We start from the raw sequence: 13,519 nt of genomic DNA on the forward strand, positions 1-13,519 counted from the left end.
CAAATTTACAACCCCGCGTTGTGTAATGTGATTGAGAAAATTTTTGGTCCGTCGCCGATGTAGAGCGTCGCAGTGTCAGTGTTGGAGCGCACAAACCGAGGCGATTCACCGAAATAGATCGACTGGAAGTTACGCTCTGGTGCTGCGGTGATTTCAAGCGCATAGACGCCCTTGCCTATGGCGATGAGGAGAACGTCGTCGCGCCCAGGCGCAAACGCCAAAGCGCGTGGTGGCTTGGTGACGTTTGAGAGAAGCGTAATCGTGCTTGCGCACGCACCTCCTTCACAGAATCCGACGGGGAGCGCTGTCTCATCGCCACGCCACTCCGAAACGAGCTCACGAGTGGTAGGATCGTACCACACCGCGAGAGCCCCATCTGCGGAGCGCAGCGGAGCAGCCTGTGTCGGCACGAGGAATGTAACGAGCGCGTTTTGGGCTACGATATATTTTTCTGTTCCTGGATCGAGCGTGACGTGTGGAAAATCCTGCGCGATCGTAAACGCGTGGTAGGAGCGCGTTTGCGTCGTGCCGTCAATGACGACCTTCTTGAACCAGGGCGAGGTCCCCGGTGCTCCAAGGAGGAGCATGTGCTCACCTTCCGCCAGGCTCTCACAGAGCTTTTGCTCGTTCGCGCGGCTTGTCTTTGCTTGTGTATCGTCTACATAGAGTACGGAGGCCGCCAGCGGCGCGGTCACGCAGGCTTTTCCGCGCGTTATGCGCGCGAGGCCGCCGCGCCCAACCCGCCAGCCGCTCTGAAAAAGCGCGGCGAGACCAAGGATAATCCCGAGCGCAAGCGCGATTGCGCTTATGAGAACCGTAGGGTTTTTCGGTATCCGCATGATGCACCCATGATGGCATATTTTTGGGCTTTTGCGAAGCGCGATAAATTCGACGGGCGTTTGACGTGTGAACCCTGGTGTGTTACCATAATTTAGGCTTGAAAACGTCCCTGTTTTTTGTTCACAATGAAATCTAAAGGAAGAGAGAATGGCAGTGCCCACAGCACCCTATCGCTTTCGCATGAGTGAGCGGGCCATCTACGCGGAGATTTTCTTTCCAAAGAAGGTCGTGTACATGAGCCGAATTTATCTCGCGCTGGAGGCAAGTCTCAAAGAAAGTGTAGTGAAGCGTGACTTGACAACGAATGCAGCGAGCCTGTTGGTCGAATTGCAGGACTACACCAATCTCTTCGATCCCAATCAATACAGAAGGACCCATCCCCGTACTACAGCGATCACGGTCGCGGAAGCGCATCAACGCATCGCACGATATCGAAGTGTGATCGCTGGTTGGTCAATCTATGAAGTTGATGGCGTCTACAGGAACCCGCGTCGTGACCAACCGGACGATGAGTTGACACAGGTGGTGCGGCTTGTCTTTCGTCCGGAGAATCATATCAGGAGGAGCGTACGACGGCTCATCGCAGAGCGGTCTATGGGTGACGTCCTGCAAGCCATGATTGCGTGGGCGATTAGCGACTCATACCTGCTCGCAGAGCAGTTTTACTGGCATGAGTCGGAAGAGCAAAAGTTCATGACGCGACACGAACCATGGCCCCAAGCGAAGCGTGCTTTCGCCCTTCAGTACTACAAACCTATCATGCGCCAGCTCGCCAAGTGGATAGACGACTGTGCTCTCTTGGTGTTTGGATTTCTCGTGCGCAGATTCTGGCGTGAAGTTGTACGGCGCGGAACGCGGGAGGATGAAATTTGGGTGACCAGCTTCTTTAACCTCGGGGTAAACAGGGTTGTGCGGCAGTGATGTATTCGGTATAGTGCTAGAGGAAATGATGAACACTACATTCATGAGGAGGTTCTATGGCATTACCAAGCGTGATCGAGATTCTAGTGAAAGACATAGCACTGGAGTTTGACCATCCAGAAACAAGGGAAGAGCCGCCGGAGGTTTACCTGACGTCGCTGCTCATGGCGATTATCGAAGACCTTGGTGGTTCTTCGGCTAGTACGCATTATACTGTTGAAAAAGCAGACTACCTCGATATCATCGCTGAAGCAAAATCTGCTCTAGAGAGTTCGCAGCTCCCACAAACTTTTCTCAAGAGGGTAGAAAAGGAACGAAAGATTAATGGCCGCAGACAGTACTACGCAGCGTACAAACGGCGTCAGCGCGCGTAGAGTGACACAGCGTCGCATCATTATGGAGCCGGCTTCCTTTGAGGAGCCGGCTTTGTTTTTTCTTTTGAGTGAAGATAATCGGGAGAATTCAATAGAAGACTGTAGTTTGCCGTACCAGAAGTTTGTGCGTATACTATTTATCATGCGACTTTATGAGAATGGGACAAAAGGAGCCCTGTTTCTCCCCGCGCTTGCCGGCATCCTGATGCTTGCCGGCGCGTTTGTTGCGGGTACCTATGTCGGCGTGACGAACCGCCCCGCGATAGAGGCGGCGGTTGGAGTTAAAAACAAAGAAGAATTAAAGCCGGAGACGGTTGATTTCGAGCCCTTCTGGCGTTCGTGGAATACTATCAACGAAAAGTACGTCTCGGGCAATGGGGCAGACGACCAGAAAAAAGTCTACGGTGCGATCAAGGGATTGACCGATTCGCTCGATGATCCCTACTCGGTCTTTTTAGATCCCGAGGAGTACAAGCTCTTTCAGGAGACGCTCACCGGGAACTTCGGCGGCGTCGGCATGGAGATCGGGATGCGCAACGACACACTCACCGTGATCGCGCCTCTCAAGGGTACCCCTGCCGAGCGCGCTGGCATCCGCACCGGAGACAAGGTGGTTGAGATAGACGGCACGCCGACCTCCGGCATGTCGCTTGAGAGGGCTGTCTCGCTCATTCGGGGGGAGAAAGGTACTGCGGTGAAGCTCACCGTGGTGCGCGAGGGTGAGAAAAAGCCGCTCGAGTTTACAATAGTGCGCGACGTGATCGAGATTCCGACGATCGAGACCGAGAGCAAGTCTGGGAGCGCTGCTCTCACTCCGGGCGAGGGAGGGGAGCGTGTCGGAGAGCAAACGCGCGGCGTTTTTATTGTCCGCCTTTTTAACTTTACCGCGACGTCTCCCGACTTATTCCGCCGCGCGCTCCGCGAGTTTATCGCGCTCGGCACGACGAACAAGCTCATCCTCGATCTTCGGGGGAATCCGGGCGGTTTTCTCGACGCCGCCGTGGAGGTCGCGAGCTACTTTCTGCCTGCGGGAAAAGTGGTCGTGAAAGAGGAGCTCTCAGGAGGAGTCGAGGGCAGGGTACACCGCTCGCAGGGTTACGACGTGTTTAATGATAATCTGCAAATGGTGATTCTCGTCAACAACGGGAGTGCCTCAGCCTCCGAGATCGTCGCCGGCGCACTCCAGGAGCACGGCATCGCGACGCTTGTTGGAGAGAAGACATTTGGCAAAGGCTCCGTGCAGGAGCTGATTGGCATCACCGATGACACGGCGCTCAAGCTCACGATTGCCCGCTGGCTCACGCCAAACGGCGTGTCAATCTCTGAGTCAGGGATCACGCCGGATGTCGTTGTCGAGATAACGGAGGAAGACATCGAGGCCGAGCGCGATCCACAACTTGATAAGGCGATTGAAATTTTAGGGACGAGTAATCAGTAACTGGTAATCAGTAACTAGGGAGCGACGTGAGATCGTTTGGGCGTTGCACGTCCCCAGTTACCAGTTGCTAGTTACCAGTCCCTCAAAATTATGCGCGTCATTTTTTTACAAGACGTTTCGAAGATCGGCCGAAAGTTTGACGTCAAGGACGTTGCGGACGGCTACGCGCGCAATTTTTTGCTGCCGCGAAAGTGTGCGGTACTTGCAACACCTGATGCCGAGAAGCGGCTCGCGGCCGAACGCGCGCGATCCGAGGCAAGTCGCGCGCTCGCGGGAGAGCTCCTCGCACAAAATATCCGCGCGCTTGAGGGCGTAAAGATCGAGCTTACGGCGAGAGTGAACGTTCGAGGTCATCTTTTTGCGTCGGTCGGGCAGGAAGAGATCGCGACGGCGATAGCCGCCGCGCGCCGCGTAGAAATTCCCCCCGAGCTCATTCAACTCGAGAAGCCGATCAAAGAGGTGGGGGAGCATGCGCTCGCCGCGCGGAGCGGCGAGACGATAGCCCACTTTGTGCTCAGTGTAAAACCACTCGAGCAAAAAAAGGGTACTTGATTTATTCAACGCGCCACGATACTATTTTAGCGGATGTAGGTGGTATTTCGTCGCTTACTCTGAAAGGAGAGGGGCATGGTTGCTTTGCTCGAAGACGTGCTACGGGATGAAGAAGTACAGGTGGCAGTAGCCGAAAATGCGACGGCAGAGGGTGCACTGGAGGTCGCACAGGAAATACCGGACGAGATTTCCCTCGAGCTCACTTGGCGAGATATTCGGCGAGGTCAGCCCGTTGATCCTCTGGCGTGCGCTTTTGCTCTCGCGGCACGGCGGGCATATGGCGGGCCTATTTCGGTCAAGGCGAATGGTCTCTGGCTCAAGGGCGCATGGTTCTTGGCTTCTCCAGAAATGATGCGTTGGGTTCGCCGTTTCGATCATTGCGCATGGCTTCGTCCATTGTCTCTTTTGTGGCTCCGGCCCATCCGTGTCACCCTGAGACGGATGACATAAAAAACAAGCACCCCGTCTCACATAAAAATGGATGGGGTGCAGCTTTTTTTATCAAACCACATGCGCAATCTTCTTACTGATCGTTCGTCCGTCAAACCGCTTGTGGCGTTTGTCGCGGAACTCGACATGGCCGTCCGCGAGCGCAAAGAGCGTGTGGTCGTGGCCGATGCCGACGTTCTCTCCGGCGAGAATTCTCGTGCCGCGCTGGCGCACGATGACCGCGCCGCGTCGGGCGCGCTCTCCGGCGGAGAGTTTTATGCCGAGGTATTTTGGTTGTGAGTCGCGGAGGTTTTTTGCGGAGCCGCCGGCTTTACGATGGGCCATGGAGTTGAGCTTTTAGCTGTTAACTTATAGCTTTTAGGAGACAACGAACAGTACGGACGCAATGCGGCGTCCCTCTAAAAGCTAACAGTTATAAGCTGGTGTTGACTATGCACGATATCATTCAAAAAATCAAGCGATGGGCGGAGACTCCTGAGATCACTACCGTGGCCATTATTATTTTCGTCGGACTTGCGAGCTTCGGCCTCGGGCGGCTCTCCGCGCTTGAGACACTCCGCGAGCCGGTGCGAATAACTGCGAGCGTAGCAGAAACGGTCGAAACTGCGGGACATCGGATGGCCCGCAGTTTCGATGGCATTGTCGGCGTATCGGAGTCGGCAGGATCGGTGCGTACTACCGTGAACTTCGATACCGGAGGAAAAGTCCTCGGCTCGAAAAACGGCACAAAATATCACTTCCCGTGGTGTTCAGGCGCGCAGCGCATCAAGGAGGAAAATAAGCGCTGGTTCGATTCTGTCGCTGCCGCTCGCGCCGCGGGCTACAGTCCAGCCGGAAACTGCAAGGGGCTGGAGTGAGTTGTCAGTATGATAGTGTTGAGTGTGGCGACTCGCTTAAAAACTACGGATAATTATACTGGACCGAGACGTTTATGTAGCGGAATCATACATGTATGAAGACCCATTTCTTAAACGGAGCGTTGGTGTCCGACGAAAAACTTTTTATTTCCCCGCGAGACATAGGATTTTCTCGTGGGTTTGCGGTATTTGATTTCCTCAAAACATATCCGCACCACCGGCCGTTTAAGCTCGAGGAGCACCTTGATCGTCTATATAACTCTGCTCGCCTCATCGGTCTTGAGGTACCCTGGAGCAAAGAGGAGATGGAAGCTTGGGTGATGAAAACTCTGGCCGCGAACCAGACGAGCGAAGAAAAATTCATCAAAATAATTGTCTCCGGCGGAGTATCAGATACTATGTTTCCTCGGGCACGCCCGACGATCATTATTATGGTGGATCCCGCTGTGCAATACCCCACGGAGTGCTATGAAAAAGGCGTGGGTGTGATCACGGTGAAGCACGAGCGATATAATCCAGCCGCAAAGTCGAACAACTACATTGAAGGGGTAAAACAAACTCAATTAGCAGCGAAGGTGGGCGCGGTGGAGCCGGTATACTATTCAGACACGCAGGTGTTTGAAGGCTCAAACAGCAATATATTCACAGTGATCGGCAATAGTCTTTTGACGCCGCGGACAGATATTTTAGAGGGTGTGACGCGGAACGTATTGCTCCAGATACTGCGCCTACCTATCCCTGTGCAGGTAAAAGATTTTACCATGGATGAATTTTGTGGCGCTACGGAGGCATTTTTGACCGGCAGCGGAAAGGAAATTACGCCGATAACATCGGTGGATGGTAAGCCGCTCGGAGACGGCACCGTGGGCCCTATCACCAAAGACGTCATGCGCCAGTTCCGCGAGTATACGCTTTCAGATCTCTGGTAGTGCTGCAATTTTTCTCTGGCGGCCGTACGGTATGTGATATGAGAGACACCCACTACGAATCTGCGTGACTTTTTATTCAAAAAAGGTTATAATCAATTTAGAATTTAGAGTAAAGACTCTCCCGAAAAAAGGAGGAATGTTACATGCCGTGTGAAGGTATGGAAATCCGAGACAGGGGGCGTGGCCCGGAACTTTCTCGAAACAATAAGGGGTGTACGGGGTTGGGAAATTTAAATAACAGAATCTGCATTAGTTATTATGGCTTGGGTATTCCTGGCCTGCACCTGATACTGGTTACCGAGAAAAAGGTATCGGTCCGGGTAGATTCTGCTCCTGTTGATCGTAAAATCCTATAGACAAAAGGGTTGATAAAGTAGAACGGCGATGGTAGAGACCATCGCCGTTTGTTGCTATTCTTGCGTCACACGCGCACCAGCTCGTATTGCTTCGTACCATTTAGGTAGCGCGAAGACCCACGAGGTGAACGGACGACAGTTCCAGTATGGGAGCGATTGCGAGATGGCAAGCAATTTGCGTAGTCGCTGCGCTTTGCGCATGTCTGCCCCATTCGCAAGCGTCGCAAAGACCGCTTCGAGCATTTGAGGTTCGTACTCTGCCGCAAGGGTGCATCGTATTTTTTCTGCATCCGTGGTAGGGTACCCGTTTGCTCTCTTGAGCAGCTCATGATGACGGCTGATGAGGTTTTTGACGTGCACGGCGAGATCTCGCCCGTGTGTGCCGATGAGGGGGTGCTGTAATAACAAAGACTCTGCGCTCTCCTCACGTAATTGTTGACATTCTGCTTCTGCGGCGGCAACGACTCCACGCCACGCTGCTGCGAATGACGTCCCGTCAATCCAGTCAGTTTTAAACGCATCGCGTAGATACTCTGGCAGTAAAAATCGATGCTGCACTGCGCTGAGCGCATCAAGTGCACCGACGTGCAATCGCAGGATCGGATGGAGCGCGAGCTTGCCGCCTGTCATTATCAATAGCAGGGACGCGAGACGGACTGACTTTGGAGCATAGGAAGATCCCAGCGCCATAAGCACCATGGGGCAGCGCATGCGCAGTTCGAGGAAGTTTACCAGCGCTTTGCCGACAATGGCTCGTACCGAGCCGTGTCGAGCCGCTTCTCGCACCAGATCCTCCGCCTTTCCCGCCTGGGGGTAGTGCAGATCGACCCGATACAACGCCTCTTCTTTTTCGACGACCGCATAGTAGGGCAACTCGCCATTCTCGAGCGGGAGAATTGTTTCTCCCGGACCTTTCACCGCCTCATTGTACGCTTCCCGAGCGTCCTTGTAGTGCCGTAGAAACAACTCGAGGATGCGTAGGGGAATGGTACCGTTTTGAACCGAAAAGTAGTCGACGCTTGTCGTCAGAGAACACTGAGAGCCCCATTGTTCAAGGAGGGAGCGTAGAAGGCCGATTGATGCGTCTGCCCAGCTTGCGGTCTTGTATAGTCCGTAGTTGAGCAGATGGTCAAGGACGGCGATGCGCGGACTATTGTGCGGCTCCGCAATGCTCTCGAGCAGATTGCGACGTATCGGTTTTCGGAGAGCGTTCAGCTCCTTGTAGAAATCAACGACAGGGACGCCATGCGCGACGCGCTCCTTCTTCGCGTGCCAGAGGCCAAGCCAATCACCGACGGTTAAACCCGCAACTATCGCATCAACGGGACGTTTCTCGAAATGCGCGAGTCGCTCGAAGTGTATGCCGTGCTCCACAAAGAGCTGCGGATTGATCGGCATACGTCCGAGGAACAGTGCGGCTTCCATACTTGCTGTCCACCGCGTGACATTGCCGTCCTGCGTGTATGCCTCTGGAGTGACGGCGATCGGCTGTCCACTCCGAGTCGGTGGTCGAGAGAAGAAATCACTGCTGTGGATAGTGTGCAGGACTCGATAGCCGAGCTCCGTGAGGAGCCGTAGCTTAAGAGGCGCGTCCCATGCGATATTTTGATCACCCGACAAAACAGTCTGTTCGATCACTGCCTCCTCCCTTTCTATAGAGCGTTGCTCTCCTAAAGCTCTGTGGGCTGACAACTGACGGGTGCTGACCCCTTGAGGAAAATGCCCTGGCCTTCATCGATGAAGACCGTGAGCATGTGTTCGTGCATTTTGACCTCCACTGTTTTTTTCCGCACGAGACCTCCCTTGCAGATGAGCCAGGCAGCGGCACAGGCGCCTGTGCCGCAGGAGCGCGTCTCCGCCCCTACGCCGCGTTCAAATGTTCTGGCATAGAGTATGCTGCCACCATCCCGATGGACAACAGTACAGTTTATTCGATTACTGCTAAAGAATGTGCCCCATACGGCGAGCGGTGCCTCCCAAACGTTGCGCACTATTGTGACCGCATGTGGCTCCCCGAGCACTGAATAGAGGCGAAAAAGAGGAAAGTGCGCTGGCACGTGGAGGCCATTCTCGAATCGCGTCGGGATTTCCACAATGTCAATGGGGACCCAGAATCCCCCAGTACTCCGCTCGAGGGAGATAGTCGTACGGTGCGTCTCGATAATTGGTCGCAGACCACTTCGGCGGAGCAGCTCGCCAACGACACGCGCTCCGTTACCGCACATCGTAGAAACCGTGCCGTCTCTCTCGAGGATAGTCATCGCGACACTCGCGTCGGTCTCCGTGGGTGTGAGGACAAGGGCGGAATCGAAATTCCATAGATTTCGCTTTCGTATTCTTTTGTCAAGGAACAGACGGGCATCAAGATCAGAGGGCTGATCCGACCACAGGATGAGAAACGTATTGCCATTTGCTTCACCTCGCCACTGTCGCATGATTCCTCCGTTCAGTATGTTTGTAACAACCGGCTCAAGCGGTCCCTGGTCTGACTGCCGAACAGTACACCGCTCTCGCAAGTGCGAGCGATGTGCTGTATGAGAAGTCAGCCGGTATGTTCCATGCTGTCGTAGCGTGCGTTGTGCTCACCTAAAAAGGCAGCCCAATATTGGTCTCCATAGGAAAAATGCCACCACTCGGACGCAAGATTCACAAAACCCGCACCGGTCATCGCATCAAAAAGAAGACGACGATTTTTTTGCGCTGCGGCAGTGATGTCGCGATGCCACGTGAACGCCCGGTCATCTATCGCGTCCACTGGCGTCCCCATCGGCAGCTCGGTGCCGTTTTTTGACCTCACGAGCGTGAGATCAATCGCACCGCCCGTCGTGTGCGGCGGACAGAGGTCCGGGTCTGCGATAAATTGCGTTACTCTCTCCCACAGCTCTCGTCCGGCGAGGCCTTCTGTGCGCGCTACATCTTTTTTGATTTTTTCAAAATGCGCGCGCTGTAAGGAAAGCGGACGGAATGCGTCTGTGACTTTGAGCATGATTTTCCCGTCGCTCACTCTTATAATTGCCCGCGCGGCATCTCCGAAGCGGCGCGCTGCATCTTGGCGCAACAAGAAACGACATTCGCCAGCACCGTTTACCGCGGCTGCTGGTCTGAATTGATATGGCCACTCCGTGTCAGGCAATTGTTGCCGAACGTCAATCAGCGGCTCACCGCACTCCTTGATGGGGAACGCTGTTGTAAGCATTTCGGGGATATACCAAAATGCCCTCTCTTCCATGGGAAGGGTCCAAAAGTTATGAAGATTTGTGACCGTTTGCATACAAATGCATAAAATGATCCCGGCCTTCTCTTTTGGAGAAGGCCGGGATTTGAGCTTCTGAATTGACTTTGTTTATCGATGCCTGATTGCTCGTACAACCCCAACTTTCTCCTTGGGAATAAGGAGAGTAAAGTAAATGCCACAAACCATCCACATCGCTGTGGCTATATACGAGGTTGCCGCTGGTGTGTCGTCTCTAGACATGTTGAATTTGAGTATAAAGGAACGATAATTTTTGTCAAGTTTTTGTATGCCTGTGGATAACGTATCGATTTGTCTCGCTCTCGGCGTGGGTATCTGGCCGCGACAGCTCTACTCGATCAGCGCGCGGATGTCGTTTTCGGTGAGACGGCAGGAGAATGCGCCGCCCTCCTCGAGGAGGCCATCGAAGCATTTGCGTGCTGTCGTGCGTAGGAGTCGTGCATTGCACGAAACAGTTTTTTTATCTACGCTAGGGAGCATAGCGCCTCGAGCGCACCACGGGCCGTCGTATAGTGGCAGTACACAAGGCTGGGGGTCTTGTTGTGGGAGTTCGATTCTCCCCGGCCCGAACGAGGCCGAGCATCAAAAGATGCGCGGGCGAAGTGAGGGACGGGGAGAATCGAACGCGGAGGGGGTCGGGGAACCTGCTGCGGCCGTGGAGGAAGGCAACGAACGAGCGGAGCGAGTGAGTGTTGGAAAACCGTGGGTTTCCAAAGAGTGAGATAGCGCAGCGTCTCCCCGGCCCGAAACAGTAAAATTCTAAAAAACAGGCTTCAAACAAGTTCCAAATCTCAAAGCTTCAATTTCCAAACCCGAACGTTTGCCGTGTTTGAGATTTAAAAATTTAGAAATTGAGATTTGCTTGGAAATTGTTTTTTTGGAAATTGGAAATTCGTTCTCTAAAAGCTACAAGCTAACAGCTAAAAGCTCGTTCCATGATTACCTTTTACTACCGCACGCTCAAGGAATCACGGCTCGCCGCCCTCCCCGAGTTTCGCGTCGGCGCGTGGGTCTACGTCGAGGCGCCGACCCAAGATGAGCTCGATCGCCTCTCGCGCGAGCTCGGGCTCGACCGCGGACTCCTCACCGACGCGCTCGACCCCTTCGAGGTGCCGCGCGTCGAGCACGACGAGGGCGTCGTCTACGTTTTTACTCGCGTGCCCGATAGCGACGGAGACGAGACGGTGACGGTGCCGCTTTTGATCGCGGTCGGCGAGCAGTTCGTGCTTACGGTCTCGGGTCGCACGCTCCATCTCCTCGAAAGAATACTCTCCGGGAAGATTGACGTCTTTACAACACAAAAGACGAAGGTGCTGCTCCAGATACTCTTCGAGCTTATGCATTCGTATCAGTCGTCGCTCACGGCGATCAACCGTCGCGTGCGCGCGACAAGCGTCAGTCTCGCTCGCGTTTCGAGCGATGACATCCGCCAGTTTGTGGTGTTCGAGATCACGCTCAATGATTTTCTCGATGCTCTCGTACCGACCGGCGCGCTGCTTCGGAATATCGGCACCGGAAAGTTTTTCGGACTTTTTGAAGACGATCGCGAACTCATGGACGACCTCGTGCTCGCGACGGGACAGGGGATCGAGCTCTGCCGGGCGAGCTTGAAGACCATTACGAACATCCGCGGCGGCTACTCAGCGATTGTTACGAATGATCTTAATCGGGTGATCAAGCTTCTCACCGCGCTCACGATTGTGCTCATGATCCCCAATTTAGTCGCGAGTCTCTACGGCATGAACGTGGCGCTGCCGCTTGGCGAAAGTCGCGGCGCTTTTTGGATTATCATGCTCGTGATCGCGTTTGTCTCCGCCGGGGCACTCGGCCTCTTTGCGCGGAATCGGTGGTTGTAACCGAATTGTCTGCGTGATAGCTTGTATATTGGAACAACGTGCGCGCATATTGTCCGTGATGTTATCTGGTATGCGTCGTTGCGGGTACACACGCGAAAGGACCTTATTGTGAGCCTCGCAGGAGTCAGGCAGCGGGTTCGATGTGGTGCGGCGTACACTTTTGTAGGGAGGGTTCGCAGAAACATTCTCGAGCGTGTCAGACATGCTACCGCGCTCTGCATGCTGGCCTACGTCATCGTACTGCAGGTAACAAAGACGAGGAGTAAGTGGATTAGACGCAGTCCACAGCTGCTTCATGCGCTCGCCATCGAAAATGGTGCTGGTGAGACACGATTTTATTATGTTCACTATGCACACCTTGCCCTTCCTGGCACCTATTGCCTCCTCTTGTGTAAGGGGCGGGCAATAGGATTCTGGCGGGAGGCGGACGTGCGTTTTGTGGTTCTTACATGCCGCGCGATGACGGGAATATGGATACCCTATCGCTACATTCCACCACGGGAAGAGAAGACAGTATGAGATAATAGTTTGTACGATGTACCACCTTGTATCGCGGGCCTCCATAGAGAGGCCCGCTCGTTAGTATTACTTATGCTCTCCATTGGCATCGTGGGTCTTCCGAACGTCGGCAAGTCAACGCTCTTTAATGCGCTGACTAAAAAACGCGTGCCTGCGGAAAATTATCCGTTTTGCACGATTGATCCGTCGGTCGGCGTGGTTGCCGTGCCGGATCGGCGACTCGAGCGGCTCGCGGCATTTTCAAAATCGGCGAAAGTGGTTCCTGCCGCGGTTGAGTTTGTGGACATTGCAGGGCTGGTGAAGGGGGCAGCAGAAGGCGAGGGGCTCGGCAATCAGTTCCTCGCGCATATTCGTGAGGTGGACGCGATCGCGCATGTCGTGCGTGTGTTTGAGGACGCGAATATCACGCACGTCGAGGGCAGGATTGACCCGGTGCACGACATCGAGATCATTGAGACCGAGCTTGCGCTCGCGGACGCGGAGACGGTCCGGAAGCGTCGCGCCGGGACTCTGCGCGAGGTCAAGCGCGGGGAGAAGGCGGCGCTTGCGGAGAGCGTCGTGCTGGTGCGGCTTGCCGAGGCGCTCGACAACGGCCGACCAGCCGCATCCATTCTGGTTGCGAAAGACGAAGCGCCGCTTCTCGGCTCGCTCCATCTTCTCACGATGAAGCCCATGCTTTTCGTGCTCAACACGAAGACGGGAAGCGAGAGTGCATCGTTCAGAGTAGCGCAGGAGTTTTTAGCCTCGCGCGGGAATCACGCTGTCATAGTTGACGTCGGCGTCGAGCAGGACATGAGCGATATATTACCGGAGGAGAAAAACATAATGCGCCAGGCATTCGCGCCGACGAGCGACGGGGTAGACGGACTTATTCGCGCCGGCTACGAGCTGCTTGGACTTATTACTTTTTTTACAACCGGCGAGGATGAGACCCGGGGCTGGACGATCCGTCGCGGTGCGAATGCTCCCGAGGCGGGTGCCGCGATCCACACTGATTTTCGCGAAAAATTTATCCGCGCGGAGGTCATCAATTGGAAAGTGTTACTCGACGCCAGCTCCTATGCCGCCGCGCGTGAGCGCGGTCTCCTGCGCACGGAAGGGAAGCTCTATATCGTCGCGGACGGGGATGTGATTGAGTTCAAGATTTGACGCCGATGCGAACCGGATCGTAGCG

16 protein-coding genes and 1 tRNA gene are annotated in these 13,519 nt (G+C 54.5%); 11 read left to right on the forward strand and 6 right to left on the reverse strand.

Annotated elements, in window-relative coordinates; genetic code table 11:
• Positions 1-5: 5 nt before the first annotated feature.
• The gene (locus Q8R39_03875; protein ID MDP3735538.1) at positions 6-839 is read right to left on the reverse strand and encodes a hypothetical protein; all 834 of its coding nucleotides are present in this window, start codon (positions 837-839) and stop codon (positions 6-8) included.
• A 148-nt stretch (positions 840-987) separates the two neighbouring features.
• Between Q8R39_03875 and Q8R39_03880 the strand changes: the two genes are divergently transcribed.
• The 5 genes from Q8R39_03880 (at position 988) to Q8R39_03900 (ending at position 4,575) form a co-directional block, all read left to right on the forward strand.
• Entirely contained in the window at positions 988-1,761 is a 774-nt protein-coding gene (locus Q8R39_03880) for a hypothetical protein (GenBank protein MDP3735539.1), read from the forward strand.
• Between the two features lie 56 nt (positions 1,762-1,817).
• On the forward strand, positions 1,818-2,135 hold the full coding sequence (locus Q8R39_03885) for a hypothetical protein (GenBank protein MDP3735540.1): 318 nt from the start codon (positions 1,818-1,820) through the stop codon (positions 2,133-2,135).
• The gene (locus tag Q8R39_03890) at positions 2,086-3,573 is read left to right on the forward strand and encodes a S41 family peptidase (GenBank protein ID MDP3735541.1); all 1,488 of its coding nucleotides are present in this window, start codon (positions 2,086-2,088) and stop codon (positions 3,571-3,573) included. The genes Q8R39_03885 and Q8R39_03890 overlap by 50 nt, the downstream gene beginning before the upstream one ends.
• Before the next feature lie 36 nt (positions 3,574-3,609).
• On the forward strand, positions 3,610-4,125 hold the full coding sequence (gene rplI / locus Q8R39_03895; protein ID MDP3735542.1) for a 50S ribosomal protein L9: 516 nt from the start codon (positions 3,610-3,612) through the stop codon (positions 4,123-4,125).
• Positions 4,126-4,200: 75 nt separating this feature from the next.
• Complete coding sequence (locus Q8R39_03900; GenBank protein MDP3735543.1) at positions 4,201-4,575, forward strand: hypothetical protein; 375 nt, start codon at positions 4,201-4,203, stop codon at positions 4,573-4,575.
• A gap of 51 nt (positions 4,576-4,626) precedes the next feature.
• Here Q8R39_03900 and rpmA read toward each other — a convergent pair whose 3' ends face one another.
• Positions 4,627-4,899: a 50S ribosomal protein L27 gene (gene rpmA / locus Q8R39_03905; GenBank protein ID MDP3735544.1), complete on the reverse strand. Its 273-nt coding sequence runs from the start codon at positions 4,897-4,899 to the stop codon at positions 4,627-4,629.
• Between the two features lie 107 nt (positions 4,900-5,006).
• On the opposite strand from rpmA, the gene Q8R39_03910 reads away from it, so the two are divergent.
• Positions 5,007-5,432 (forward strand): hypothetical protein, encoded by a 426-nt coding sequence (locus Q8R39_03910; protein MDP3735545.1) that lies wholly within the window; start codon positions 5,007-5,009, stop codon positions 5,430-5,432.
• Between the two features lie 95 nt (positions 5,433-5,527).
• A complete protein-coding gene (locus Q8R39_03915) occupies positions 5,528-6,361 on the forward strand; it encodes an aminotransferase class IV (GenBank protein ID MDP3735546.1) in 834 nt (277 codons plus the stop codon).
• Positions 6,362-6,771: 410 nt separating this feature from the next.
• Here the strand turns inward: Q8R39_03915 and Q8R39_03920 are convergent, their stop codons facing one another.
• The 4 genes from Q8R39_03920 to Q8R39_03935 form a co-directional block, all read right to left on the reverse strand.
• On the reverse strand, positions 6,772-8,355 hold the full coding sequence (locus Q8R39_03920) for a hypothetical protein (GenBank protein ID MDP3735547.1): 1,584 nt from the start codon (positions 8,353-8,355) through the stop codon (positions 6,772-6,774).
• A gap of 32 nt (positions 8,356-8,387) precedes the next feature.
• Entirely contained in the window at positions 8,388-9,152 is a 765-nt protein-coding gene (locus tag Q8R39_03925) for a hypothetical protein (GenBank protein MDP3735548.1), read from the reverse strand.
• Positions 9,153-9,259: 107 nt separating this feature from the next.
• Positions 9,260-9,988 (reverse strand): M15 family metallopeptidase, encoded by a 729-nt coding sequence (locus Q8R39_03930; protein ID MDP3735549.1) that lies wholly within the window; start codon positions 9,986-9,988, stop codon positions 9,260-9,262.
• A gap of 312 nt (positions 9,989-10,300) precedes the next feature.
• Positions 10,301-10,450 carry a hypothetical protein gene (locus tag Q8R39_03935; protein MDP3735550.1) on the reverse strand — a complete coding sequence of 50 codons (150 nt, stop codon included), beginning with the start codon at positions 10,448-10,450 and terminating at the stop codon, positions 10,301-10,303.
• 18 nt (positions 10,451-10,468) lie between these two features.
• On the opposite strand from Q8R39_03935, the gene Q8R39_03940 reads away from it, so the two are divergent.
• From Q8R39_03940 to ychF, 4 genes are all read left to right on the forward strand, one after another.
• Positions 10,469-10,539 (forward strand) — tRNA-Pro (locus tag Q8R39_03940).
• A 366-nt stretch (positions 10,540-10,905) separates the two neighbouring features.
• Complete coding sequence (locus Q8R39_03945) at positions 10,906-11,826, forward strand: magnesium transporter CorA family protein (GenBank protein MDP3735551.1); 921 nt, start codon at positions 10,906-10,908, stop codon at positions 11,824-11,826.
• 219 nt (positions 11,827-12,045) lie between these two features.
• Positions 12,046-12,345 (forward strand): hypothetical protein, encoded by a 300-nt coding sequence (locus Q8R39_03950; protein ID MDP3735552.1) that lies wholly within the window; start codon positions 12,046-12,048, stop codon positions 12,343-12,345.
• 72 nt (positions 12,346-12,417) lie between these two features.
• A complete protein-coding gene (gene ychF, locus Q8R39_03955; GenBank protein ID MDP3735553.1) occupies positions 12,418-13,494 on the forward strand; it encodes a redox-regulated ATPase YchF in 1,077 nt (358 codons plus the stop codon).
• Positions 13,495-13,519: the final 25 nt, after the last annotated feature.

This window comes from bacterium (assembly GCA_030697645.1).
In the GTDB taxonomy this organism is placed as follows: Bacteria; Patescibacteriota; Minisyncoccia; order Phycocordibacterales; family VMGT01; genus JAUYPI01.